Consider the following 25,947-nt stretch of genomic DNA (forward strand, 5'->3'; position numbering starts at 1 on the left):
TATGAAAAATCAAAACGACTCTAAAAAGTTGTAATTTTGATAAAAATGCAATAAATTTTATCAAAATGATAATCATGGAAATCAAAATGAATGATACTGACAGCCAAATTCTAGGTTTGCTGCGTGACAACGCCCGTATGTCAATTACCGACATTGCCCAAAAAGTGCGCGTTTCCCGAAATACTGTGCAGAAACGAATCGAATATTTAGAATCGAGTGGCATCATTACGGGCTATACCGTTCGCTTAAAACCCGGCAGTGAGAAAAACACCATTCGTGCTTGGATGAATATTATGGTGGAAGGCACCAAAACCAGTGCGGTCGTAAAAGAGTTAAGAATCGACCCTTCTGTACATACGCTGCATACCACCAATGGTAAATGGGATTTATTGGTTGAGCTGAAATCGGACAGTTTGGAAAGTTTTGATAAAACCTTAGAGCGCATTCGAACCATTTCGGGCATTTATAACACCGAAACCAGTATTTTGCTTTCGACTTATAAAGCATAAGCAATTCACTTATCGTGATTTTAAGTAAGAAACCCGCATACTCTTAGAAATCAAACCATCCTGATCAATACAGCCTGATTTGACTAAAATGTACAGTTCGCCCCCGTTTTCTAGGAAATTTGAACCGATTTTGACCCCATGAGTTTAATCGATTGCTCATTTTTAAATAGTGCAACTCTTTTAAAGTCTTGCGTGGCTGTGTATAACAATCGACGTACAGAAAAGTAAAAGCATAGGCAAACTGTCTAAAAAAGCGTTAGACTATGCCACAATCAGAAATGCAAAGACTTTGGTCATTTGCAGACGAATAGAAAGGTGAAGATTGATGCCGCTCAATACCGTTGAAGAGCTCGTAGCAGATATCCGTGCAGGGAAAATGGTCATCCTGATGGATGATGAAGACCGTGAAAATGAAGGCGACTTGGTCATTGCGGCGACACACGTCCGCCCAGAAGACATCAACTTCATGATTACACATGCGCGTGGTTTGGTGTGCTTAACTTTAAGCCGTGAGCGTTGTCAGCAATTGAATTTACCATTAATGGTCGATGCCAATGGTGCGCAACATGCCACCAACTTCACCTTATCCATTGAAGCAGCCGAAGGGATTACCACAGGTATTTCCGCAGCTGAACGTGCTCATACCATTCAAACAGCGGTTGCGGCACATGCCAAGCCTAGCGATATCGTACAGCCTGGACATATCTTTCCATTGATGGCACAACCTGGTGGTGTACTGCACCGAGCAGGACATACTGAAGCAGGCTGTGACCTTGCACGCATTGCTGGCCTAGAACCTGCTTCTGTAATTTGTGAAATTATCAAAGAAGACGGCACCATGGCCCGTCGCCCAGATTTAGAAATTTTCGCTGAAAAGCATGGCCTGAAAATGGGAACCATTGCTGACCTGATCCATTACCGAATGACCAATGAACAAACAGTCGAGCGTTTAGGTCAAGAAAGCATCGACACTGAATACGGTACATTTGAACTGTTCCGTTACCGTGAGATTGGCAATCCAGATATTCATTTGGCTTTGGTGAAAGGTGAGCCAAAAGATGGCATCACTACGGTTCGCGTACATGGTTTTAATCCGACACGTGACTTGCTCAAATTGAACAAGCAAGACGGCGAGCCCGCTTGGAACTTAGACCGTGCCTTAAAAGAAATTGCACAAAGTGATCGTGGCGTACTGGTCTGGATTGGTCAACGTCATCTACAAGATTTAGGCCCTGCCCTAGACAGCCTAACTGCACCAAAGAAAACCAAATCTAGTGCAGCTCTGTCTCAGCAATATCAAACGATTGGTGTGGGCGCACAAATTTTACGTGATTTAGGCGTCGAAAAAATGAAGCTGCTTAGTTCGCCGCTACGTTTCAACGCATTATCAGGTTTTAATCTTGAAGTGGTGGAATATGTCACCGCTCAACAAACATTAACGAAATAATCGAGGTTGCTATGGCGATTCGCCGAATTGAAGGTTTATTACATCTCGCGAGCGAAGGCCGTTACGCGATTTTAGTTGGTCGTTTCAATAGCTTTGTGGTTGAACACTTGCTAGAAGGTGCAATTGATACATTGAAACGTCATGGTGTATCAGAGGATAATATCACTGTTGTTCATGCACCAGGCGCTTGGGAACTTCCAGTGGTTGCAAAAAAACTGGCTGCTTCTGATCGCTTTGATGCCATCATCGCTCTTGGCGCTGTGATTCGTGGTAGTACGCCTCACTTTGACTTTGTTGCAGGTGAATGTGCCAAAGGTTTAGGCGTAGTTGGCTTAGACACTGGTTTACCAGTGATTAACGGTGTATTGACTACGGACAGCATTGAACAAGCGATTGAACGCTCTGGAACAAAAGCAGGTAATAAAGGTAGCGAAGCTGCTCTTACTGCAATTGAAATGGTTAACTTGTTAAAGGCTATTTAAAGCATGTCGCAAACACTTCAAGCCGCTTATGCTGCAAAACGTAAAGCACGTCGTTTTGCTGTACAAGGCATTTATGAATGGCAAATGAGCCGCAACCCAGTGCATGAAATTGAAGCACGTACGCGTGTTGAAAATGCCATGCATAAAGTGGACCTAAGCTATTATCATGAATTGCTGACTCAAGTGGTTGCCAATCATGAAGCTTTGGATGCGCTTCTTATTCCTGTGCTAGATCGCCAAATCGAAGCACTAGACGGTGTTGAACTTGCAACATTACGTTTAGGCGCTTACGAATTGAAAGAACATCTTGAAATCCCGTATCGCGTGGTTTTAGATGAAGCGATTGAACTTGCCAAACACTTTGGTGGTGCTGACAGTCATAAATACATCAATGGTGTATTAGACCGTTTAGCCAACAGCCTTCGTGCAGCAGAAAAGCAACAAGCACAATAAGACGTGTAGTAAGTAATATGGCTGAGTTTTCTATCATTGAAACCTATTTTAATCGACAGAAGCATACTTCAGTCGACTTAGGGGTCGGAGATGACTCAGCCGTACTTACCCCGCCTCCGCAGCAACAATTGGTGATCTGCACAGACACCTTGATTGCAGGACGACATTTTCCTCTCGATACTCCTCCCCATGCCATTGGCTGGAAATCTGTTGCCGTGAATCTTTCCGATATTGCAGCGATGGGCGCCAAACCGCAGAGTATCTTATTGGCATTGAGCCTACCCCAAATTGATCATGACTGGCTGAAAGAATTTAGTCGGGGACTTTACGATTGTTGCGATCAATTTGGCGTGAGTTTAATTGGTGGTGATACGACCCAAAGCCCTCACCTCACCATTTCCGTCACCGCCCTCGGTTGGGTAGATACGGGGCAAGCGGTAAAACGCTCAGGTGCTCAAGTCGGTGATTACGTTTGCGTCAGCGGTCAGGTCGGTGATGCGGCCTTTGGTCTTCAACATCCAAATCATACCTTAAAGCACCGTTTAGATTACCCAACACCACGTTGCCAGCTTGGACAGCAGTTGAAAGGCTTAGCTTCTGCCATGATTGATGTGTCGGATGGACTGGCACAGGATCTTGGACATATTCTTAAGGCATCACAGGTCGGTGCTCGACTACAATTGGAACAGCTCCCTATCGATGTCAGTCTGCAACATTTAACACAAGTACAACAATGGCAATACGCACTCGCAGGTGGTGATGACTACGAGTTATGCTTTACAATAAGCCCGCAAAATTACCAACAACTTTTGCAACAACAATTAGATGTAAAAATTACGGTGATTGGAACTATTACAACATCTACTGGGCTTACATTTGAAAAAGATGGCAAAGATCATCCGCTTCAATTTCAAGGGTATCAACACTTTGCATAAACCTCCAATTCAGTTTAACCATATGTCTTGGTCGAACCGCTGTATTGTATTTTGCGGTGTCGGTTTTGGCTCTGGTTTATTACCCAAAGCACCAGGCACATTTGGTTCAGCTTTTGCCCTGCTTTTTATTCCATTGTGGTTGAATTTAGGCTTTATCAACTCCATATACGCCATCATCTTCATGTCACTGATTGGCATCTATATTTGCGGTCAAACCGCCAAAGTGATGGGTGTACATGACGATGGACGCATTGTCTGGGATGAGTTTGCAGGCCAATCCATTACCTTGTTACCGTTGATTTATTTCGGACAAATGAGTGTCTTCTCTGCATTGATTGGTTTTTTGCTGTTTCGCCTGTTTGATGTATGGAAGCCATGGCCCATTCGCGTCATTGACCGCCAAGTCCACGGCGGATTTGGCATTATGCTCGATGACATTATTGCGGGGCTTTGGGCAGCGCTCTGTATTTTTATATACCTCAATATTTCTCTGGCTTAGCGCCAGCTTGTAAGGTGTGTTATGACAACTTCTGTGATTATTCTTGCTGCAGGTAAGGGAACCCGAATGCGTTCCCAACTCCCCAAAGTGTTACAACCCTTAGCAGGACGCCCCTTACTTGGACATGTGATTGATACAGCAAAGCAACTCCATGCTGAGCACATCATCACCATTTATGGACATGGTGGTGAACAAGTGCAACAGCACTTTAACCATGAACAAATACAATGGGTCGAACAAGCAGAACAACTGGGTACTGGCCATGCTGTTCAGATGACTTTACCTGTACTACCTCAAGATGGCATCTCACTGATTTTGTCTGGTGATGTACCCTGTATTACCCCCGCAACATTACAAAAACTACTTGATGCTTCACGTGGAACAGGGATTGGTCTCGTGACCTTAACCCTTGAGGATGCCACAGGCTATGGTCGCATTGTGCGTGAAAATGGGAAAATTCAAGCGATCGTTGAGCATAAAGATGCCAACGAACAGCAACGTCAGATTCGTGAAATCAATACAGGCATCTATTGCGTGAGTAATGCCAAGTTACATCAATGGCTACCACAGCTCACCAACAACAATGCTCAGGGCGAATACTACCTAACTGACATCGTGGCGATGGCACTGGCCGATGGTCTTGAGGTCGCTTCAGTTGAACCTGAGATGAACTTTGAAGTCGAAGGTGTGAATGACCGTATTCAACTTGCAGCATTAGAACGTCAATTTCAAAACTTCCAAGCTAAACAATTGATGCAACAAGGCGTGCATTTGCTTGACCCGAGTCGTTTTGATTTACGTGGCAAGCTTAAAGTTGGCCAAGATGTACGTATTGATATTAACGTGATCATTGAAGGCGATTGCGAACTGGGTGATGGTGTCGAAATTGGCGCAGGTTGCGTCATCAAAAACACCAAAATTGCTGCAGGTACCAAAGTGCAGCCGTATAGCATTTTCGATCAAGCCATTGTCGGTGAAGATACCCAGATTGGCCCTTTTGCACGTTTACGTCCAGGTGCAAAACTCGCCAATGAAGTCCATATTGGGAATTTTGTTGAAGTGAAAAACTCAAGCATCGGTCTGGGTTCTAAAGCCAATCATTTTACTTATTTAGGCGATGCCGAAATTGGTGAAAATTCAAATATTGGTGCAGGAACCATTACCTGCAACTATGACGGTGCCAACAAATTCAAAACCATTATTGGTGACGCGGCCTTTATTGGCTCGAACAGCTCACTGGTCGCCCCTTTACGCATTGGTCATGGTGCCACTGTCGGGGCAGGTTCGGTAATTACCCGTGATGTTGAAGATCATAACTTGGCCTTTGAACGTTCAAAGCAGATAGTCAAAGAAAACTATCAACGTCCACAAAAATTGAAGAAATAAGAGGATATTCCTATGTGTGGTATTGTCGGTGGCGTTGCAGAACGTAGTATTACCAATATTTTAATTGAAGGTTTAAAGCGACTGGAATATCGTGGCTATGATTCGGCAGGCCTAGCGCTAGTGAATCATGATGATATTTTACGTGAACGTCGTGTCGGTAAAGTTGCCAATCTTGAACAAGCCGTGAATGAATCACTGGTCACAGGTTCACTTGGGATTGCACATACTCGTTGGGCAACCCATGGTAAACCAACCGAAAATAATGCTCATCCACATGTCTCGGGTCATGTTGCTGTCGTACATAACGGGATTATCGAGAACTATCAAGAGCTGAAAGATGATCTTGAAGCCCTGGGTTATGTATTCACCTCACAAACCGATACTGAGGTTGTCGCGCATCTGGTACATGATGCCTTGAAATCAACCTCTAGCCTGTTAGAAGCGGTACAAAGCGTAGTACCACAGCTTAAAGGTGCCTATGCACTGGGCATTATTCACACAGATTATCCTGATGAACTGATTACAGTACGTGAAGGCTCACCACTTGTGATTGGCGTGGGTATTGGTGAAAACTTTATTAGCTCGGATCAGTTGGCTTTATTGCCAATTACCAACCGTTTTATTTACCTTGAAGAAGGTGACATTGCTCGCTTAACACGTGACAAGATTGAAGTCTTTGTGAATGGGCAATTGGTCAATCGCCCAGTGAAAGAACTGGATGCAACGGTCAGCAATGCATCGAAAGGTGAATTTAAGCATTACATGCTGAAAGAAATTTACGAACAGCCTGAAGCATTACAACAAACTATTTCTCAAGCTTTAGATGGTAATGCTTTACGCGCAGATTTCTTAAAGCATGCAGAAGCGGATTTTGCAAACATTCAACAAGTGCAAATTCTAGCTTGTGGGACCAGCTACCACGCCGGCATGATTGCCAAATACTGGTTTGAACAACTCATTGATGTACCATGTCAGGTTGAAATTGCCAGCGAATTCCGCTATCGCACTCCAGTCATTGTGAATAACACGCTTTACTTATGTATTTCACAATCGGGTGAAACTGCGGATACCTTAGCCGCACTGCGTGATACCCAAAAGCGTGCTGTATCAAAGAATATCAATATTGTGACTATGGCAATTTGTAATGTGGCCACTTCATCGATGATTCGTGAAACCAACCACAGCTTATTGACCTTGGCAGGCCCTGAAATTGGCGTAGCATCAACCAAAGCCTTTACCACGCAATTGGCCGCATTGATGTTACTGATTTTAAAAATTGGTCAAATCAAACAAACCATTTCAGAACATCAAATTCAAAGCATTGCAGCAGAGTTATGGCACTTACCTAAGGTTATTTTAGATACTTTGCAAAATAACGCAGCTATTTTGCGACTTTCAGAATTGTTTGTGGAAAAACAACACTGCTTATTCCTTGGTCGTGGCACACATTTCCCTATCGCCTTGGAAGGTGCATTGAAACTGAAGGAAATTTCCTATATTCATGCTGAAGGTTATGCTGCGGGCGAACTCAAACATGGGCCGTTGGCTTTGGTCGATAATGACATGCCTGTGGTTATTCTTGCTCCACAAGATGACATGCTAGATAAACTCAAATCGAACATGGAAGAAGTTCAAGCACGTGGTGGTGAATTGTTTGTCTTTGCGGATGAACATAGTGGCATTCACAATAAAGATCGCCAACACGTAGTGAGTGTACCAAGTATCAGTGCGACTTTAGCACCAATCGTGTATAGCGTCCCTGTACAGCTACTGTCTTATCATGTCGCAGTATTGCGTGGTACCGATGTAGACCAGCCTCGAAACTTGGCCAAGAGTGTTACTGTCGAATAAGAATAAAGGCTCGAATTTCGAGCCTTGTATTTAGGTAATAAAGTATCATCCTAGGTAATATAGTTTCATCTTTAGAAATAAAGTATCATCCTATATTGATTAAATAATAATCGCCCGCTATTCTAAATAAATGAAGAATAGCGGGCGATTTGTTATGGTTACAGAGCATCAGCAGAAACGCTGGATCAAAGAAGGACGAGGCCAAGGCTATTTAAAAGATTATAAGCCATGGATCACTGTACGAGATGTTAGTTCAAAAGGTCGTTCTCACCGAGTATTTGGCCATACAACAAAACGCACCCATCATTTATTATCTGATTTAGAACTTGCAATTTTTCTACTTTTAGACTGGAATCCGTTAATTACTGATATCAGAGAGCAATTTCCCTTGCCTCTCAACACTACTCTCGAAATTTCAGAAGAAGCTCAGATCTCTCACCCTAAAGTTAAAGACGCTCTACAAACTATAACTTCAAGTTTTTATGTAAATAGTCAAAGTACAAACCAACCAAGTTTTGTCATCCGAACTAAATACACAAATAGCTTACAGGATGAAAGAATCGTTGAAAAACTAGAACTTGAGCGTAGATATTGGAAAAGTACAGATACACCTTGGTATATCCTTACAGAAAAAGAAATTCCTTCAGTTGTTTTGAATAACATCAAATGGCTTTATCCAGCCATGAGACAATCTAATACTGAAATGTACGACCGCTTAAACGATTATATCCATATATTTACACAATATCCTGAACTTGACTTAATAACTTTAAGTAAAAAAATGGATCAAGCATATAATTTAACGATTGGTACGTCTTTAGCTGAGCTCCGAGAACTGCTTGCACAACGTTATTTCATTTTCGATATAACCAAGGACTATAAAAAGATTAAAGCCTCTGAGATCAAGTTAGGCAATTTTGAAATATGGGAGGAAATTCGCCATGTTTCGAATCAATAGTGTATATAAGTTTCAAGGTAAAGATTACCGACTTCTTAAAATTATTCCTTCTTATATTATCTGGATTGATTTAAATCACCCCAATGCCAATCCCTCTATAATTAAAAAAGAAGAATTGATTACAGCTATAGAAGCCGGCGAAGCAGAAATAATTAAAGATCCTTTCGCTGATATTTCCTTAATTAATGTGACAGAAGGTTCTGTACAGCAAAAAAAACGTGATATGGGAATGAACATTATAGATTTACTCATATCTAATGAACATTTCTATGATCCATCTGTTCGTTTTAGCCTTGTTAAAAGAATTATTGAGCAGCATAAAACAACTCATCAAACTATTTATAGATTAGCACGTCGATACTGGCAACGAGGTCAAACACCAAATGCACTTATTCCTAGTTATAACAATTCTGGTGCTAAAGGTGTTAAACGTATTGCAAAAAATAAAAAACTGGGTAGACCAAGAAAATATAGCGAAGGTGTTGGTGCATTAGTTGATCAGAATATCGAGCGACTCTTCAGAATTAATATCAATAAATATATGTTAACGAAGGATAAACATTCTTTGAGTTATGCCTATCGTAAATTTTCTACGATGTATCATTCATTATTTCCAGATACACCTGATAGCGAAATTCCGACCATCTGGCAGTTTAAATATTTTTATGAACGTGAGTTCCCAAAAGTAGCTCAACTTACTGCTCGAACCAATCCAATTATCTATGCAAAAGACATCAGAGGGCTCCATTCAACTGTCAACACCCAAGTCCTAGGGCCGGGTTCTCGCTATGAAATTGATGCAACCATTGCTGATGTTTATCTTGTCTCAGATTCCGATCGTGCCTGTATTGTTGGACGGCCAACTATTTATCTAGTTGCTGATGTATTTAGTAGAATGGTGGTTGGTTTCTATATTGGCTTTGAAAATGCTTCCTATGTAACCGCAATGCAAGCTTTACAAGTTGCCATGACGGATAAAGTTGAGTTATGCAAACAATATGGTTATGAAATTACACATGATGACTGGCCATGTATTGGATTACCTGATGCTATTTTGGCAGATCGGGGGGAATTATTAGGACATCAGATTGAAGCTTTAGAATATAACTTTTCTATTCGTATCGAAAATACAGCACCTTACCGCGGAGATTTAAAACCAATTGTTGAACGTTATTTCAGAACTGTTCAGGCAAAATTTAAGCCTTTTGCTTCGGGTGTAGTACAACAGGTTAAAGAAAAAAAACGTGGGGGCGCTGACTACCGATTAGATGCAACACTTAACATAACTGAATTTAAGCAGATCATTATTGGTTCAATCCTCACACATAATTTGTCACATCAATTGACAACTTATGATCGTGATATAGATATGCCTAGCGATTTGCCGTTGGTTCCTATTCATTTATGGAATTGGGGAATACAACATCGTGTAGGTCGGTTAAAACAGGTTTCAGAAAAAGCATTACGTATTGCTTTATTACCTAAAGTTAAAGCAACCTTGTCTGATCTTGGGTTGAAAATTTTTGGAGTGTTTTATCACTGTACTGAAATAAATGAACAAGGTTGGATGCATCGCAAAAAAACTATTTCTCGTCCACAATTTTTTCAAGTAGCTTATGACCCAAGTAATGCAGAAATGATTTATGTGTTTTATGAGGAGCATAGTTTAAATTATTGGGAAGCTACACTTTCTCCAAGATCGAGAGAGTTTTTAGGGTGTAGTTTTTGGGAAGTCTGGCAGGTTCAACACGAACAAAAGAAAATAAAAGCGGCTCAAGATCTAAAAACCAATAAATCTCAAGCATATCTTGAAGAACATATTGAATCAATTATTGCTCGGGCAGATGCCAAAAAACCTTCCACATCTAGCAAAAAACAACGTTTGACTGATCTTCGTAAAAATAAACAAGCTGAAAAAGATAGTGAACGATTGAAACAGAGAAACAACAGCCAAAAATCGTCAAAAGGTGCATTGACGGTTTTAGAACAATCTTCAGAAACTCAAAGTAATATTATTCAGATGCCTAAGTCTAGGCAATTTATAGATTTAGAAAATGATGAAGATTACAGACTACGTTTTGGTATTTATCAAGATTTGCTAGATGATCTTGATGATCCTAACGATGAAAGTTGATAGTCACGATATTTAGATAAGATAGGATAAAATTATGACTAATAAAAATTACCAAGCAGTGTATAAAGCAAGCCCTGTTTCTGATTATCAGGGAAATCCTTTTATCGAGGCATTACCCGAAATTTTTGAGGCAAATGATACTATACAAGCCATTAAAGGTACTGTCGAATTCAGATTATCGGATCGGCAACTTCCTAACAATACTCGTGCTCATATTATATCGCAGTTATTAAATAATTTTTTTCACCCTATTAAACGACATTTAACATTAGAACAAAAAATTTCTATTATGCTGAGAAAAGGGTATGTAGGGCGAAATATTACCACAGGGGATTTAAATCGGCATTTACAGAATAGTTTTGAACATATTAGAAGCAATGATTTTAATGCTTCTCGCCATACAGATTTAATATCAACAGCACAAAGTCTGGTTTTTATTGGGTTCTCTGGTAGTGGCAAAACAACCACATTAAATCGTATTCTTAAAAATTACAAACAAAAAATTTACCATCCTGAACATAATTTCACACAACTGGTCTATCTAAAAATTGACTGTCCATATAATGGATCACTCAAATCACTATATTTAAATTTCTTTAGTGCCGTTGATCGTGCTTTAGGAACTAACTATGAACAGCAATACACCCAAAAGCGACATAATGAACAAAAGCTATTGCAACTTATGGGACACATTGCTCATCTTCATGCAATCGGTCTTTTGGTGATTGATGAAATTCAACATCTCATAGCAAACAGATCGAAAAATTCTGATGAAATGTTAAATTTCTTTGTAACTTTAGTGAATGTTTATAGCTTGCCAATTATTATGGTAGGAACGCCAAAAGCCAGTAACATATTTGAACGTGATTTGCGTTCATCACGTAGAGCTGTAGGTTTTGGTTCAATTCATTGGGAACCTATAAAAAATGAACCTGCAATAAAAACCCCGGATGGAAAAGTACGAAAATCAGAGTGGATGACTTTTACAGATGCTCTTTGGAAATATCAATGGTTAAGGAAAAGTGATTCTCTATTGTCCGATGAGTTACGGCAATGTTGGTTTGATCTAACTCAAGGTATTTTAGATATAACTGTTAAGCTTTTTGTCCTTGCACAAATACGGGCAATTGAGTCTGGTTTAGAACGAATCACTGTTAAATTGCTCAAAACTACATATCAAGAAGATTTTAAACCCATTCATCACATTATAGATGCTTTACGTTCAGGTGATGCTCGACGGATTGCACAATATCCTGATTTAATTACACCTGAAATTGACAGACAATTGTTAAAACTTTTTTCTAAAATCGAAGAAAGTGCTGTTGATCAAGGAGATGAGCTTGCTGAATATCAGGGGCATGCAGAATCCATCCGTTTGCATAATCTGTTGCTTGAATTAGGTTATGACACCAATCTTTTAGTACCACTGGTCAAAAAAGTATTTGTTAAGCATCCCGATAAACACTTGACTGAGCTACTACCCATTATTATGGATTGGTTAAATCAGGATGTAGATTCAACAAAAAATTCCTCATTATCCAAACCAAAATTATCAAAAACCAAACTGCTTAAATATGATCAATGGCAAACATTGGATTCGGTTGACTTACGTTTTCAATTTTCACAAAAAGAGAATGATCAAAGCTTTTATGATCATTTAAAAACTCAAACTGATTTGATCTTTGATATATCTAATTGGATAAAACAGGTGAGTTAGTTATGCTAAATTTTCCTATGCCTTATGAACAAGAGTTGATTTACAGTACAGTGGCTCGAGCTGGAGTTCGTTTAGCATTTGAAAGTCCAAAGCAGTTACTTGACGCAGTGTTTCAAAATAGAAAGGTTATTGCTACGGTTGATTTACCCTGTCATCTGAATTCGATTGTTAATCAGTATACTGAGGGACAATTAAGTCTAGAAAATATAATATATAAACACACATTATTTCCTATATATGCACCTTTTGTACCTGAAGCAAGGCGACAACAATGTTTCAAATGGATGGCCAATATTTCACAAGGCTCGGTACATCTTTCTTTGGGAATTAATGCTTCACGAGTCCCTATTATTGATAGACTACGTTACTGCCCACAATGTTTGAAAGAGCAAGCACTTCAAAAAGGCGAATTCTACTGGGTACGATTATGGCAAATACAGGGAGCTTGCTGCCCGCAACACGGTAAGCTTGTAGAATCAACCCTAGATTTAAGATCATTACACAGACATGACTTCATGGTACCTTCAGATATTTTTTGTATTGAATGGAATCAGATACCAGCAACAAGTGATGAACTTTTCATTAGTTCTAAATTAATAGAATTGTTATCTATACCACCTTTTGTATCACCAAGTTATGAACAGTGGACGATGTTCTATAATGAATTAGCCAAGAGGAATAACTGTACTCGCGGGCAAAACCAAATTGCTTTTGATCAAATTTTAGAAAAAATATCGTTACGGTGGTCACAAAAATTTCTTAGTCAATATCATTTGGATGACTTAGCTTCTGAAAGCAGCTGGCTACATAATATTTTCAGAAAGCATCGCAAAAGCTTTAGTTATCTTGAGCATATTCTTGTAATCGAAGCGTTTCTAAATGCTGACTGGTCTTTTGCAGAGATATTCAATCAAGTTAAGTCTTTCAAGAAAGTAATTACTCAACAGAATAGTCGAATAAAATACCAGGATACTAATTTTGAAATAACTAGAGCTGAAAATCGTAAAAAATGGTTAGATTTAGTACAAGACCATGGGGTTAAACCGGCTCGTCACCTGCAGGCAGCTCTTTATGCATGGTTATATCGAAACGATAAAACCTGGCTATTGCAGACGAACCAAAATTTCCATCAGAAGTTTATTCCTCAAGGGACTAAAATTGATTGGCAAAAACGCGATCTTTTTTATGTCCGGCAACTTATCCAGCTCAATAATGCTTTAATTTGGGATTTAGAGGGATCAAGACGCTCCGCAAAATGGTGGTTAAAACAGACTTTAATGTCAAATACATTAGAGAAAAATTTACATAAATTACCTCTGATTCAACTTTTTCTAGAACGATATAGTGAAGATATCAGCTGTTATCAAATCAGGCGCCTAACAAAAGTGTTTATAGATATTAAAATCAATAAACAACCAATTCCTCAGTGGCGTATTCTACGAAAAGCTGGATTAAGTGAAGAACGAATGACATCTGAAACGAAAAAATTTCTAGAATACATCGTTCATGAGTTCTCTAACATTATGCAAAATTAATTTTATTAAATCGCTGGCTTTATAAAATTAAGTTTTGAGATTTCAATAAAATAAGCTTTAATATATGTAGTCATTTTTTGTCAATTCACCAAAGTTTAAAATGGTAAAATCCTGATGATAAAAATTAAAAATTTTCCTGAAAATGCGAGAATTACTTTTTTAGGTTCTATTTTCAAAGATATAAAGAATGAAGAATGAAATATCACTATTGGATTAGAAAATGATGAATATTCAACTAAAGATCAGAGATATTTGCTTAACCATGCTCGTTTTTCTAATATGCCATTATTAGCAAGAAATCGGAGATTCAATCAGAATAAAAAATTCACTCCTTTTAATGAGTCTATTATCACTATTAAAATAGATGACTTGCAAAAATGGGATGTTATAATTAATCAATCAAAGCAGTACCAATTTAGTCATATTGTTAGCGATATTCATGCAACACTAACAGACATCGAAATTGTTTTACCTCAAATAGAACTCGCTAGAGTATTATTCTTGCATACTGCCTATCTATCTCGTGCTGCATTGGATCAAAGGCGTTTTTTTCGGGAATTTGATATCATAAAAGAAGAGAATCAAACTCTGATCAATATTCTTGACTTCTGTAACTTCCCACCATCCCAATATGATAATATTGGGATGCGCCGCTTGCTCGCATGGATATTACTCGATACAGAGGCACGAGCATCCTTTGAAAGCATCTCCAAAAATTTTTTGAGTGAGAAAGTGCAGACAAAATTCCGAGAATTCTGGAACTTTAATTTTATCCCACCATCATTAAAAGGCGCTGAGCTCACATTAAAAGTATATTTTAGTCCAAAGACAAACAAATATTATGTAAATGAAATTCTGGCAATATCAAACTTACCCAGTGAAATTAATCATACTGTCATTTTTTGTAGTCCAAATTTTACTGTAAAAAATACTCAGGTAAGCTCTGAGCGCTCTTCTAGAGGTAGTAAGCACACACGAAATGAAGATCCTATAATTGATGATAAAAAAGAAGCCAATAGTGATAAACAAATAACAATCATTGATTCACCCAAAATTACACTATCACTCTCATCTCCTTTTGAAACGAAAAAAGCAGCAATTAAACATTCTGGTAAAAAGGGTAAATTTAATAACGATGATGTAACTATATTACCGGAACCTAACGTAGGTACAGGTGAATCCACTATTTTTGGAGAAATTGGTCGAGGGGAGTTTGAAAATTGTCAAGATGAAAGTGATGACCTTGAGCTATTCATGAAACGATTTGAAGCATTTAAAGCCATGATTGAGCAATTTACATTACAGCATAATATTCTATCAAAAATTAAATTTACCATTTCCAAGCTTCCCGCTGTCAATCGATCCAAGCTACATAAGACCGATGATGGCAACTTTCGGAGTATTGCGGAAGTCCAGCTAGAATTTCAAGATAAAAAATTTTCCATTGTAGAAATTGATACAAGTGACAATCACAAACCACTTTCAACATTAATTGTTAAGGTCGAAAGTTTTGAAGCGTGGGATCAAAATTTTCCAAGTTTTAAAGAACAAATTATTAGACGTTCTTTGCGTTGGCCTACTGCAGAACTATTAAAAAATATTGGTATTCCCAAAGGCGTTAACCATCCAAAAAACAAATTTGAGATAACTACGTCTGATAAAGAGTTTAAAGATTGGGTAAAGCGATTTACAGAAGTTTTAAAATCTATTTAATGGATTTTTCTGTAGCATGAGCTATTGAGGAAAATATGTTCTGTTATTTGGATATTTCTTAATTTTATGGTAATTAGTCTTTTAACTGTACCTCAATGACATCCGTGTTTTGGCTTTCGAATTGCATTTAGGATGATACTTTATTACTAATTTTTCTATAGGATTAAGAGTATACTATGGTTTAAGATGATACTTTATTTTTAATAAGGCAAATCATGAACCATGAAAATCAATTAGTTAGAAGAAATTTAAGATGAAACTTTATTACCATCTTACAGAGCCTTTTTTATCAAATAATATGAGTTAAAAATATGACCAGCCTTACCTGTTTTAAAGCTTATGATATTCGTGGCAAACTCGGCTCAGAATTGAATGAAGAGATTGCCTATAAAATTGGGCGTGCCTATGGGCAAATCTATCAACCTAAAACCGTGGTGATTGGTTGCGATATCCGTCTGAGCAGCGAAGGCCTAAAACAAGCCACCATCCAAGGGCTCATCGATGCTGGTGTCAATGTTCTTGATTTGGGTATGACAGGAACTGAAGAAGTGTATTTCGGTGCCTTCCATCTTGACGTACAAGGGGGTATCGAAATCACGGCCAGTCACAATCCAATGGATTATAACGGCATGAAACTGGTGCGTGAAAATGCACGCCCAATCAGTGCTGACACCGGTTTAAAAGATATTCAAGCACTGGCGGAATCAGGCGCATTTACCACAGTTGAGCGTAGAGGTACAGTTGAAAGTTACAATATTCTGCCTGAATTCATCGATCACCTCCTCACCTACATTCGCCCTGAAAAAATTCGCCCACTCAAACTGGTGGTCAATGCGGGCAATGGTTCAGCAGGACATGTGATTGATGCACTGGAGCAAAAGTTCAAGCAACTGCAAGTTCCAGTCGAGTTTATCAAAATTCATCATGAAGCCGATGGCACATTCCCGAATGGTATTCCAAATCCGATTTTAGTTGAAAATCGTGATAGTACCCGTCATGCAGTACTAGAACATCAGGCGGATATGGGCATTGCTTGGGATGGCGATTTTGACCGCTGTTTCCTCTTTGATGAAAAAGGGCAATTTATTGAAGGTTATTACATTGTCGGCTTATTGGCTCAAGCCTTCTTGTTAAAACAAAGCAATGAAAAAATTGTACATGACCCACGGTTGGTCTGGAACACCTTAGATATTGTCGATCAATATCAAGGGATTACTGTACAGTCTAAATCTGGTCACGCCTTTATTAAAGATGTCATGCGTGAGCATAATGCAGTCTATGGTGGAGAAATGAGTGCACACCACTATTTCCGTGATTTTGCTTATTGCGATAGTGGCATGATTCCATGGTTACTGGCGATTAGCGTTTTATCTGAAACACAGCAATCTTTATCTAGCTTGGTTGAAGATATGATTACCAAGTTTCCATGTAGTGGTGAAATCAACTTTAAGGTTGCAGATACGCAAGCTACAATTCAAAAACTGTTTGACCATTTTGCAGATCAAAATCCTGAGATTGATCGTACCGATGGGGTAAGCTTAGATTTCGGCACTTGGCGTTTTAACGTACGTGCATCCAATACAGAACCTTTGCTTCGCTTGAATATTGAAAGCCGTTTGGATCAAAATCCAAAGCCGATGCAAGCTTATGTAAATGAATTAACACAATTGATTCAAAGTTAAAAAAGGGAGCACTTTGCTCCCTTTTTAAAGTCTATTTTAAGCATATCCTTGCGGGTTCTGTTTTTGCCAATTCCAACTGTCGGCCAACATATCTTCCAAACCATATTGCGGCTGCCAGTTCAATTCTGTCACTGCACGAGTATTATCTGCGAATGAGGTGGCAACATCCCCCTCACGTCGTGGTGCAAATTCAAATGCAATCGCGATCCCATTGACTTGCTCAAAGGTATTTTTAATTTGCAAAACTGAGGCACCTTGCCCCGTACCGATATTCCATGCACGACAGCCTGTAGCCGCTAAACGATTATTCAATGCACATAAATGCGCATTAGCTAAATCCACTACATGGATATAATCACGAACGCCTGTACCATCTATTGTATCGTAATCTTGACCAAAAATAGCCAGTTTTTCACGACGACCCACAGCGACTTGCGTTACATAAGGCATCAAATTATTTGGAATTCCTTGGGGATCTTCACCAATTCGACCACTTTTATGCGCGCCTACAGGGTTAAAGTAACGCAACAAAGCAATCGACCAACGCTTATCTGCAACACTGAGCTTTTGTAGCATTTGTTCAACAATCAGCTTGGTATAGCCATAATTGTTAGATGGCATACCCGTCGGCATTTCTTCATTCAATGGCGAAGTATTTGCCTCATCATAAACAGTCGCAGAAGAACTAAACACCAACTTAAATACGCCAGCCCGCTCCATAGCTTTGACCAAATTCAGACTGCCCGTAATATTATTATCAAAATAAGTCAAAGGAATCTGCTGGCTTTCACCTACTGCTTTTAAGCCTGCGAAATGAATCACCGCATCAATTGTATACTGTGCAAAAAGTTGATCTAGTGTTTCACCATCTCGAATATCCCCCTCGACAAAATCGAGAGATTTTCCAGACAATTGTTGTACCCGCATTAAGGATTCAACCGAACTATTTGAGAGATTATCTAAAACCACAACGTCATGACCTGCGGTTAATAACTCAACACAGGTATGTGAGCCAATATAACCGGCTCCACCTGTGACTAAAATCTTAGCCATGCTTATTTCCTAACAAAACCTTCAGTAAACCCTGAGTCGAAGCATCAAACTGTGCAATATCCGTTTGCTGACCATTCAGTACGGGCAATAATTGATTGGCTATTTCTTTGCCTTTTTCCACGCCCCATTGATCAAAAGGATTAATATTCCAAATCACCGATTGCACAAACACTTTATGTTCATAGAGGGCAATGAGCATACCTAAAGTTTTTGGATTCAACTCATTCACCAATATTGTCGTGCTTGGCTGATTTCCCACATATTTTTTATATTCAGGCAGATTTTCTACCTCATTCTCGCACAATGCTTGATTGCCAAAGGCCAATAATCTAGATTGCGCTAAACAGTTGGAAAGTGCCAAATGATGTTGCTCAATTAAGGCTTCTGCATTTTCAACATAAGTAAATTGCTTGGCATTATAGCGCTGTACGGGTGCGATAAAATCACAACTGACCGCATGTGTACCTTGATGTAACAACTGATAAAATGCATGTTGTGCGTTTGGACCTACCTCTCCCCACACAATCGGACAAGTCGAAGATTCAACTTTTTGATGATCACGTTGTAAAGACTTACCGTTAGATTCCATCTCAAGCTGTTGTAAATACGCAGCAAAATATTTTAATCGACCATCATAAGGAAGAACGGCATGGGTTTGCATGTTCAGATAGTTGGTATTCCATACCCCCAATAACCCCATCAGCACAGGAATATTTTGCTCAAATGGTGCATTTTGAAAATGCTGATCGATCAAATGCGCACCTGACAACAATGCTTTAAAGCCTTCAACCCCAATTTGCAAAGCAATCGGTAGCCCAATACAAGACCAAAGCGAATAACGCCCCCCGACCCAGTCCCATAATAAAAACTGGTGATCTGGATGAATTCCCCAAGCCGTCATTTTGTCAGGTTTAGTCGATACACCAATAAAATGACTTTTTAGAACACAATCACGTTGCCCTAAAGTTTTCTCTAACCATAGGCGAACTGTTTCAGCATTCGATAAGGTATCAACAGTGCCGAAAGATTTGGAAGAGATAATAAATAAGGTGGTTTCAGGTCTTAGCTGATGCAAGAGCTCTGAAAGCTGACTGCCATCCATCGTCGAAACAAAATGTACATTTAAGGGTTTCGCTGTTTGGACTTTAAAATCCGATAAGGCATGAGAAACCATCAAAGGACCCAAATCTGAGCCACCTACCCCAATGTTTACCACATCTTGAATGACTTCACCTGTCACGCCACGATATTGCCCCGCATGAATTTTTTCGACCAAATTAAACATCCGATCTAATTGTTCATGCACTTGCTGAGATAATTCTGGGAAAACTTCGGAATCTTGAGGCAAGCGCAAAGCCCAATGCATGGCTGCACGTTGCTCTGTGTAATTAATAGCCTCAACGGAGAATAACCGACTGATCCAAGCTTTTAATTGTTTTGCTTCTGCTAATAAGAGCAATGCCTTTATCACAGGCAAATTGACACGGTGCTTACTAAAATCGAAAAGTAAATCTTCACAATACAGACTGAAGTTTTCAAAGCGTTGTGCTTGTTCTGCAAAAAGCTGGTTCAAATGAATCGACTGCATTTCTTCCGCTAACTGATGTAGTTTTTGTTCAGTAGAAGGAAATGCTTGCTTAGGAAAATTTTCGATATTTTCTCTCATATTCGACCAACTCCCTCATATGCAAAACCCTGCACTTTGACATATAGAGGATCATAAATATTACGTCCATCTAGAATAAGTGGATGACGCATCAATTGCTGTAGTTTTTTATAATCAGGACTAAAGTATTCTTTCCATGCGGTGATCACACATAAGGCATCCGCATCCTGAACTGCATCATAAACATCTGTACACAAAATTAAATCTTCACGATGACCATACTGTTGATATATTTCTTTCAGCGCTTGTGGATCATGCAGTTTCACCTTGGCACCTTGCGCCCATAGTGCATTCAGCATGGCATGAATTGGGGAATTATGAATACTCGAGGTATTTTCTTTGAATGATGCTCCCCAAATTGCAACAATTTTATTTTTTAAATCCGAATGGTAATAATTCCAGAGTTTACGAAATAAAATTTCTTTTTGCTGCTCATTGATATCCAAAACTTGCTGCAACAGACGGCTTTTTGCACCACTTTTCGAAACTTCACTGGATAATGTCAAAATATCGTGAGAAAAATTTTCGCCACCAAAACCGGCTCCAGGTGCTAAATAAGCCGAGCCTATTCGCGTATCTGCCCCCATCCCCTGTTTAACATTGGCAATATCAATACCTAATTTTTCAGCCACCATCGCCAAATCATTGATATAACTTATCCGAGTCGCCAACATGCCTGAAATACTCAGTTTAGTAAATTCTGCATCTAGAATCGGCATGAACAAATATTGATTAGTTGTACTAAACATTGGTCGTAATAATTCTTCAACCAAAGTTTTAGCCTGTTCTTCTTCCACCCCCACAATAATCTGCTTCAGATAAAGTACACTATTGATGGCATTACCTTCCTGAATCACATCTGGTAAGTAGACCCAGTAATCTTGAGGTGAAATCTCGCTAAGCTTGTTTGTACCATTTAATCCAAAAGTTGCAGCATTAATCATCAATCTTGGATGAATAATCGGTTTCATAGCCAATGCTTTAAGGGCCTGAACCGCTAATCCAATCTCAGTTGGGCTATAACAAAAGAAATAAACATCGACGTCTAAAGGAAGTTCAACGACAGAACAATAAAGAAGATGCCCAAGTTTATGCTGTCGGTTAAGACGAAAATTGACTTCTTCGTCTAAATACTGAACCCTTTTCTGATGGGAATGCTCATTATTTTTATGACTGCACCAATACACTTGATTGCCATATTCGGATAACAATACTGCCATGACACCAGCATTCAGTGTCGCACCTAATATCGCAACTTTCATGATTCACCTACAAAGCTTATTTTTATTCGACATTCAATTCGGCAATCAACTGCTTAAACTCATGTCCTAATTTTGGATGAGCAATACCATAATGTAAAACAGCCTTTAAGTAGCCAAGTTTACTGCCACAGTCAAACGTTTCACCTTTCATGCGATAGGCTTCAACAACATCAGTGGTCTGCAACATTGCAATGGCATCTGTTAACTGGATTTCATTGCCTGCCCCTTTGGGAGTCTGCTCTAAGAGCTGCATAATTTTTGCAGGCAGAATATAACGTCCCACCACTGATAAATTCGATGGCGCAGTTCCAACCGCAGGTTTTTCTACAATGCCCTGCATGGCAATACTTTCACCTTCTGCAGGAGATTTAGCTACATCCACAATACCATATTGATCTACCATATGCTCAGGAACTGCTTCAACCATGATTTGTGCTGCTTGCACAGCTTCATATCGCTGAATCATGCAGGCAAGATCATTTTGATCCGATTTTTCTTTGACCAAAACGTCTGGCAATAAAACTGCAAAATCATCACTACCAATAATACTTTTGGCACAAAGCACAGCATGACCTAAACCTAATGGTTGTGGCTGACGTACACTCACAACACTCACATGCGCAGGTAAAATTTCAGTAATTTCTTTTAGAAGATCGGTTTTATTTTTCTGTGCCAATGTCGTTTCAAGTTCAAAATTTCGATCAAAATAGTTTTCGATAGATGCTTTGGATGAATGTGTGACTAAAATAATTTGTTCAATTCCAGCCTGAACCGCTTCACGCACAACGTATTCAATTGCTGGACGGTCAACCACCGTGACCATTTCTTTAGGAATTGACTTACTTGCAGGTAAAAAACGCGTACCTAAACCAGCAACAGGTAAGATTGCTTTTTTAATCATGAAATTGAACTCGAATCATTACTAAATTTAAGACTTAACTTGATCTTCAGATTTTTTTGGTGCGTTACCTTGAAATAAAGATGGGCCCACATGACCAGGGGCATTAATCCCTTCACGCTTTGCCATCACTGCAACCGTTCTAAACATAATTTTAAAATCGACTAAGGTATTGTGATTGTCTACATACCAGACATCACACTTAAATCGTTCTTCATAATCTAACTCATTACGACCACTGACTTGTGCAAGGCCAGTCATGCCTGGTCGAACTTCTAAGCGACGTGCTTGTTCTGGTGAATAAAGCTCTACAAAGTCTTTCAACATTGGTCGTGGACCAACAACGCTCATGTCACCCTTTAATACATTAATGAGTTGTGGCATTTCATCTAAAGACGTTGAACGTAATTTTTGCCCAAATGGTGTAATACGTTTTTCATCAGGTAAAGGATTGCCATGCTGATCAAAAGCATCCTTCATAGAGCGAAATTTAATCATTTTGAAAAGTTTGCCATTTTTACCAGGACGTTCTTGGCAAAAAAAGATTGGCGACCCCAAATTTTTTCGTACTTTATAACAAACAATGAGGAAAATTGGAGACAATAATGTTAGTGCAATTAATGATATAACGATATCAACCAGTCTTTTCATTGCTATCTTACTCTGTTTTTTCAACTTTCTTACGTAAAAACGTATTATAAATTTTACCTAGCAGATTCGCTGGCATAAGTCTAAATGTAGACCGTACAATGAAGTAGATAGTAGCATAAAACGGAGACTGAATTTTGAGTTGTTTTTTTAAATCTAGTAACTGTTTTTCACTTTTAATATATTTGAAACCTTTACGTCGTCCATGCATACCATTATCTATTCGTGCATAAACAAGTACATCTGGCAAATTACTAATTTGGTAGCCTTTTGCAATAATTCTTAAGAACAAGTTGTAATCTTCCATCCATAAATGATGTTGATAACCTCCTACACCCAGAATTTTAGATTTACGATAAGCAATCGTCATATTATTAAATGGACTTTGTCTTTGAGCATAATTTATTAAATCATCATTGCTTAAAGGCACTTCACGTTTCCCTGAAGGGTTCGAAATGTCTTCTGCAAACTCTAAAATTTGGCCACCGACAATGACTACATCTTGATACTGTTCTAGGAAGTTAACTTGTTTTTCGAATCGATTTGATACATAAATATCATCTGTATCAACAATACAGACCACTTCATAATTACATGCTTGTAAACCGATGTTTTTTGCCTTACCTGTACCAACATTTTCAGGCAATTTAATGATATGTAACACATCACCTAATTTAGCTTTCCACATTGCAATAATGCTGTCTAAATCTGATGTCAAAGGGCCATCTTCTACTAAAATGATTTCAGTCGGTTTAAGTGTTTGCTTGTCCCAGATACTTTGCATACATGCGTCAAAATGAGCAGGATTTTCTTTATGATAAATAGAACTTAGGGCTGAAAACATAAACTTATCCTTTAAATACCTTATCAATCCACATTTGCAATATTTGCTCAGGTTGGTAGTTTGCGGCATTTAATAAAGAATTTTGCGAAAATTTCTGTAATAAATCTGGGGATGATGCCAATTTCAAGATTGCATCAGCAAGCTTTTGGACATTTTGATCTTCAACCAAAAGCCCATTTTCATTTGATGAAATGACATCACTTGGTCCATAGGGGCAATTATACGAAACTATTGGTAATCCAAAGCTCTGTGCTTCAATTAAGACCATCGGCAGTCCCTCATACTTAGAGGACATCACAAAAAATGCAGACTGCTCATAAACTTTTTGTATGTTTGAAGTAACACCCTTTAGCAAAACATTTTGAAGTGAGTTTTGTTTAATATAATCAGTTAAAAGCTGTAAGTGTTCACCTTCACCATAAATGATCAATTTCCAATCTGGAATTAAGTTATAAATTTCTTTCCAAGCTTTTAACAAATGAATATAGTTTTTTTGATCAGTTAAACGTCCAATCGTTACGATTTCTTTACTATCATTATTTCTAGTTTTAGCTACTGGAAATGGTGAAAAGTTTGGTATGACCATCACATTAGAATGAAACTTATCAAATTGAACTTTATCATTTCTAGTTAAAGTAACAACTTGATCAATTCTCTTATAGAAAATTTTACTTAAAAGTTGAATATTTTTAGGTCTGCTTACAAAAGATACGTGTTCTAATATTACCAAGTTTTTTAACTTTGGCAAAAAAGCACATAATAGTGATAATTTACCCATATTATGCACAACAACATGGTCGTAATTATTCACAGCGATATGTTTTTTAAGTTTATTATAAAAATCGAATAAATTTCCATTTAGAGAAATAATATTAACATTATTTGAAATTGGATATGCAGCATCGTTCCTATTAGTATCACGACTTAATAATGTAACTTTAAAATTATCTAATGTACCAAGTTTATTTGCCAATTCAATAGCGACACGCTCAGATCCAGATTTGTTTTTCAAAGAGTTTATTATAAAAAGTAAATTCATATTAAGTGAGCCTCAAAAAGAAAATACAAATCAGCATAAAAGCTAAGGTTCCAATTGAAAATACATCAGGAATTGATCCCACCAGTAAAATAGCTTGAATTTTGTATAAAAATTTGAAAGAAATGAAGCTAAATAATATATTTCTACACTGTATTCCCAATAGCAAGAAATAACATAAAAGTCCAAAAAATAAGCCCCATAAAAAATTTATTAATGCACCTAAAAAATATCCAAAAAAATATACATTATTAAAAAAACCTGACATCGTAAATTTACTTTTGGTTTCATATCTTGCATCTACTAATGACTTACTCGTTACTTGATCCATCAAGTAATAAGTACCCGAAACCCTGTCACTCACAAAGAAACCATAATATCTATCAAAAATTGTTCCTAAATCTCTTGGATAAGCTCCAGATTGCTCATCTAAAGCCCACCACATTTGTGGTTGTAATGCTGCACGCATAACTACATTCTCAACAGGGTTTGTATTTTGATCAATTGCTGAGAAACTTTTCAACACTGTAATCCCAAGTATAAATAATGCACATATTAAAAAAACTGTTTTTTTAAATGCACTAATTTTGATATTGATTTTTGTATTATTTACTAATATTGGTATAAAGAAAAAGAAGAAGGAGTAAAGAATCCCTGTAAATCGCTCTCCCATAAGAATAATTGTTAAAATCACAGTTCCATATAAAAACACATCAATTTTCGATTTTATTTTAGAATAATTTAAACCCAAAATAAAATTAAACTGAATCAAGAAGTATACTAAAGCGGCCCCCCATGATGGAGCAACAAATGTCCAGTAATCATTTCTATGAAGACCATGACTTATTGGTGTGCCATATTTAATCGCTATTAAATACAGTATAGAAATAATAATAATAACAAGGGATCTACATGACCATATTATTATTTGATTCAATGATTCATTTAAATTTATTACTCTTAATGAGCTCCTACTCAAGAAACTAAATAATAGAAATGCTCCCAATAAAAATGATGATAATTGAATCGTAGCTTTTACTGGTAAATCAATAGAATAAGATACTTGACCTATTTCAATCAAAAAAACTCCATTTTCAAGCAAGATACTAATAAACAATGTTGAAACCATTGCTAGTAAAGCATAAGCACTCACATATATAAAGTTTGGATTGTGTTTATATAAACACCATATTAATAAAATAAATGACAAAAAACTAATTACATATACCGCATTACTTA

22 protein-coding genes are annotated in these 25,947 nt (G+C 38.0%); 14 read left to right on the forward strand and 8 right to left on the reverse strand.

Going from position 1 to position 25,947, the window contains the following annotated elements:
* Window positions 1-86: 86 nt before the first annotated feature.
* From C3F34_RS06265 to C3F34_RS06330, 14 genes are all read left to right on the forward strand, one after another.
* On the forward strand, window positions 87-509 hold the full coding sequence (locus C3F34_RS06265; protein ID WP_044739723.1) for an Lrp/AsnC family transcriptional regulator: 423 nt from the start codon (window positions 87-89) through the stop codon (window positions 507-509).
* Between the two features lie 325 nt (window positions 510-834).
* A complete protein-coding gene (gene ribBA / locus C3F34_RS06270; RefSeq protein ID WP_044739724.1) occupies window positions 835-1,956 on the forward strand; it encodes a bifunctional 3,4-dihydroxy-2-butanone-4-phosphate synthase/GTP cyclohydrolase II in 1,122 nt (373 codons plus the stop codon).
* Window positions 1,957-1,967: 11 nt separating this feature from the next.
* Window positions 1,968-2,438: a 6,7-dimethyl-8-ribityllumazine synthase gene (gene ribE, locus C3F34_RS06275; RefSeq protein ID WP_016165653.1), complete on the forward strand. Its 471-nt coding sequence runs from the start codon at window positions 1,968-1,970 to the stop codon at window positions 2,436-2,438.
* Between the two features lie 3 nt (window positions 2,439-2,441).
* A complete protein-coding gene (gene nusB / locus C3F34_RS06280; protein ID WP_016165654.1) occupies window positions 2,442-2,891 on the forward strand; it encodes a transcription antitermination factor NusB in 450 nt (149 codons plus the stop codon).
* 17 nt (window positions 2,892-2,908) lie between these two features.
* Window positions 2,909-3,826 carry a thiamine-phosphate kinase gene (gene thiL, locus C3F34_RS06285; protein ID WP_044739725.1) on the forward strand — a complete coding sequence of 306 codons (918 nt, stop codon included), beginning with the start codon at window positions 2,909-2,911 and terminating at the stop codon, window positions 3,824-3,826.
* Window positions 3,777-4,325, forward strand: a complete 549-nt coding sequence (locus tag C3F34_RS06290) for a phosphatidylglycerophosphatase A (RefSeq protein ID WP_044739726.1) — start codon at window positions 3,777-3,779, stop codon at window positions 4,323-4,325. Before thiL ends, C3F34_RS06290 begins: the two co-directional genes overlap by 50 nt.
* A gap of 21 nt (window positions 4,326-4,346) precedes the next feature.
* On the forward strand, window positions 4,347-5,711 hold the full coding sequence (gene glmU, locus C3F34_RS06295; RefSeq protein ID WP_104441271.1) for a bifunctional UDP-N-acetylglucosamine diphosphorylase/glucosamine-1-phosphate N-acetyltransferase GlmU: 1,365 nt from the start codon (window positions 4,347-4,349) through the stop codon (window positions 5,709-5,711).
* A 12-nt stretch (window positions 5,712-5,723) separates the two neighbouring features.
* Window positions 5,724-7,562: a glutamine--fructose-6-phosphate transaminase (isomerizing) gene (glmS, locus tag C3F34_RS06300; protein WP_044739728.1), complete on the forward strand. Its 1,839-nt coding sequence runs from the start codon at window positions 5,724-5,726 to the stop codon at window positions 7,560-7,562.
* Window positions 7,563-7,716: 154 nt separating this feature from the next.
* Window positions 7,717-8,520 (forward strand): heteromeric transposase endonuclease subunit TnsA, encoded by an 804-nt coding sequence (locus C3F34_RS06305; RefSeq protein WP_016165659.1) that lies wholly within the window; start codon window positions 7,717-7,719, stop codon window positions 8,518-8,520.
* On the forward strand, window positions 8,504-10,654 hold the full coding sequence (locus C3F34_RS06310) for a DDE-type integrase/transposase/recombinase (protein WP_016165660.1): 2,151 nt from the start codon (window positions 8,504-8,506) through the stop codon (window positions 10,652-10,654). The genes C3F34_RS06305 and C3F34_RS06310 overlap by 17 nt, the downstream gene beginning before the upstream one ends.
* A 34-nt stretch (window positions 10,655-10,688) precedes the next feature.
* Complete coding sequence (locus C3F34_RS06315) at window positions 10,689-12,371, forward strand: AAA family ATPase (RefSeq protein ID WP_016165661.1); 1,683 nt, start codon at window positions 10,689-10,691, stop codon at window positions 12,369-12,371.
* A 2-nt stretch (window positions 12,372-12,373) separates the two neighbouring features.
* Window positions 12,374-13,906 carry a TnsD family Tn7-like transposition protein gene (locus C3F34_RS06320; protein ID WP_016165662.1) on the forward strand — a complete coding sequence of 511 codons (1,533 nt, stop codon included), beginning with the start codon at window positions 12,374-12,376 and terminating at the stop codon, window positions 13,904-13,906.
* Window positions 13,907-14,185: 279 nt separating this feature from the next.
* Window positions 14,186-15,619, forward strand: coding sequence for a Tn7-like element transposition protein TnsE (locus C3F34_RS06325; protein ID WP_228155338.1), 1,434 nt, complete (start codon window positions 14,186-14,188; stop codon window positions 15,617-15,619).
* Between the two features lie 311 nt (window positions 15,620-15,930).
* On the forward strand, window positions 15,931-17,301 hold the full coding sequence (locus C3F34_RS06330) for a phosphomannomutase/phosphoglucomutase (RefSeq protein WP_016165664.1): 1,371 nt from the start codon (window positions 15,931-15,933) through the stop codon (window positions 17,299-17,301).
* A gap of 36 nt (window positions 17,302-17,337) precedes the next feature.
* On the opposite strand, the gene galE is transcribed toward C3F34_RS06330, so the two are convergent.
* The 8 genes from galE to C3F34_RS06370 are packed head-to-tail and all read right to left on the reverse strand — an operon-like array spanning window position 17,338 to window position 25,861.
* Window positions 17,338-18,354, reverse strand: a complete 1,017-nt coding sequence (gene galE / locus C3F34_RS06335) for a UDP-glucose 4-epimerase GalE (protein ID WP_016165665.1) — start codon at window positions 18,352-18,354, stop codon at window positions 17,338-17,340.
* Window positions 18,347-20,020 (reverse strand): glucose-6-phosphate isomerase, encoded by a 1,674-nt coding sequence (gene pgi, locus C3F34_RS06340; protein WP_016165666.1) that lies wholly within the window; start codon window positions 20,018-20,020, stop codon window positions 18,347-18,349. Before pgi ends, galE begins: the two co-directional genes overlap by 8 nt.
* Window positions 20,017-21,282 (reverse strand): nucleotide sugar dehydrogenase, encoded by a 1,266-nt coding sequence (locus C3F34_RS06345; protein WP_104441272.1) that lies wholly within the window; start codon window positions 21,280-21,282, stop codon window positions 20,017-20,019. Before C3F34_RS06345 ends, pgi begins: the two co-directional genes overlap by 4 nt.
* 22 nt (window positions 21,283-21,304) lie before the next feature.
* The gene (gene galU / locus C3F34_RS06350) at window positions 21,305-22,183 is read right to left on the reverse strand and encodes a UTP--glucose-1-phosphate uridylyltransferase GalU (protein WP_016165668.1); all 879 of its coding nucleotides are present in this window, start codon (window positions 22,181-22,183) and stop codon (window positions 21,305-21,307) included.
* 27 nt (window positions 22,184-22,210) lie between these two features.
* Complete coding sequence (locus tag C3F34_RS06355; RefSeq protein WP_016165669.1) at window positions 22,211-22,831, reverse strand: sugar transferase; 621 nt, start codon at window positions 22,829-22,831, stop codon at window positions 22,211-22,213.
* 7 nt (window positions 22,832-22,838) lie between these two features.
* On the reverse strand, window positions 22,839-23,672 hold the full coding sequence (locus tag C3F34_RS06360) for a glycosyltransferase (RefSeq protein ID WP_016165670.1): 834 nt from the start codon (window positions 23,670-23,672) through the stop codon (window positions 22,839-22,841).
* 4 nt (window positions 23,673-23,676) lie between these two features.
* Window positions 23,677-24,711 carry a glycosyltransferase family 4 protein gene (locus C3F34_RS06365; protein ID WP_016165671.1) on the reverse strand — a complete coding sequence of 345 codons (1,035 nt, stop codon included), beginning with the start codon at window positions 24,709-24,711 and terminating at the stop codon, window positions 23,677-23,679.
* A 1-nt stretch (window position 24,712) separates the two neighbouring features.
* Window positions 24,713-25,861, reverse strand: coding sequence for a DUF6418 domain-containing protein (locus tag C3F34_RS06370; protein ID WP_104441273.1), 1,149 nt, complete (start codon window positions 25,859-25,861; stop codon window positions 24,713-24,715).
* Window positions 25,862-25,947 lie beyond the last annotated feature (86 nt).

The sequence above is a fragment of the Acinetobacter sp. ACNIH2 genome (assembly GCF_002934965.1).
GTDB classification, from domain to species: domain Bacteria; phylum Pseudomonadota; class Gammaproteobacteria; order Pseudomonadales; family Moraxellaceae; genus Acinetobacter; species Acinetobacter tandoii.

Excerpts from the sequence above, each read along its gene's own strand:
- C3F34_RS06265 (WP_044739723.1), top strand. The coding sequence starts at position 87 with ATGAATGATACTGACAGCCAAATTCTAGGTTTGCTGCGTGACAACGCC.
- ribBA (WP_044739724.1), top strand. The coding sequence starts at position 835 with ATGCCGCTCAATACCGTTGAAGAGCTCGTAGCAGATATCCGTGCAGGG.
- ribE (WP_016165653.1), top strand. The coding sequence starts at position 1,968 with ATGGCGATTCGCCGAATTGAAGGTTTATTACATCTCGCGAGCGAAGGC.
- nusB (WP_016165654.1), top strand. The coding sequence starts at position 2,442 with ATGTCGCAAACACTTCAAGCCGCTTATGCTGCAAAACGTAAAGCACGT.
- thiL (WP_044739725.1), top strand. The coding sequence starts at position 2,909 with ATGGCTGAGTTTTCTATCATTGAAACCTATTTTAATCGACAGAAGCAT.
- C3F34_RS06290 (WP_044739726.1), top strand. The coding sequence starts at position 3,777 with ATGGCAAAGATCATCCGCTTCAATTTCAAGGGTATCAACACTTTGCAT.
- glmU (WP_104441271.1), top strand. The coding sequence starts at position 4,347 with ATGACAACTTCTGTGATTATTCTTGCTGCAGGTAAGGGAACCCGAATG.
- glmS (WP_044739728.1), top strand. The coding sequence starts at position 5,724 with ATGTGTGGTATTGTCGGTGGCGTTGCAGAACGTAGTATTACCAATATT.
- C3F34_RS06305 (WP_016165659.1), top strand. The coding sequence starts at position 7,717 with ATGGTTACAGAGCATCAGCAGAAACGCTGGATCAAAGAAGGACGAGGC.
- C3F34_RS06310 (WP_016165660.1), top strand. The coding sequence starts at position 8,504 with ATGTTTCGAATCAATAGTGTATATAAGTTTCAAGGTAAAGATTACCGA.
- C3F34_RS06315 (WP_016165661.1), top strand. The coding sequence starts at position 10,689 with ATGACTAATAAAAATTACCAAGCAGTGTATAAAGCAAGCCCTGTTTCT.
- C3F34_RS06320 (WP_016165662.1), top strand. The coding sequence starts at position 12,374 with ATGCTAAATTTTCCTATGCCTTATGAACAAGAGTTGATTTACAGTACA.
- C3F34_RS06325 (WP_228155338.1), top strand. The coding sequence starts at position 14,186 with ATGCCATTATTAGCAAGAAATCGGAGATTCAATCAGAATAAAAAATTC.
- C3F34_RS06330 (WP_016165664.1), top strand. The coding sequence starts at position 15,931 with ATGACCAGCCTTACCTGTTTTAAAGCTTATGATATTCGTGGCAAACTC.
- galE (WP_016165665.1), bottom strand. The coding sequence starts at position 18,354 with ATGGCTAAGATTTTAGTCACAGGTGGAGCCGGTTATATTGGCTCACAT.
- pgi (WP_016165666.1), bottom strand. The coding sequence starts at position 20,020 with ATGAGAGAAAATATCGAAAATTTTCCTAAGCAAGCATTTCCTTCTACT.
- C3F34_RS06345 (WP_104441272.1), bottom strand. The coding sequence starts at position 21,282 with ATGAAAGTTGCGATATTAGGTGCGACACTGAATGCTGGTGTCATGGCA.
- galU (WP_016165668.1), bottom strand. The coding sequence starts at position 22,183 with ATGATTAAAAAAGCAATCTTACCTGTTGCTGGTTTAGGTACGCGTTTT.
- C3F34_RS06355 (WP_016165669.1), bottom strand. The coding sequence starts at position 22,831 with ATGAAAAGACTGGTTGATATCGTTATATCATTAATTGCACTAACATTA.
- C3F34_RS06360 (WP_016165670.1), bottom strand. The coding sequence starts at position 23,672 with ATGTTTTCAGCCCTAAGTTCTATTTATCATAAAGAAAATCCTGCTCAT.
- C3F34_RS06365 (WP_016165671.1), bottom strand. The coding sequence starts at position 24,711 with ATGAATTTACTTTTTATAATAAACTCTTTGAAAAACAAATCTGGATCT.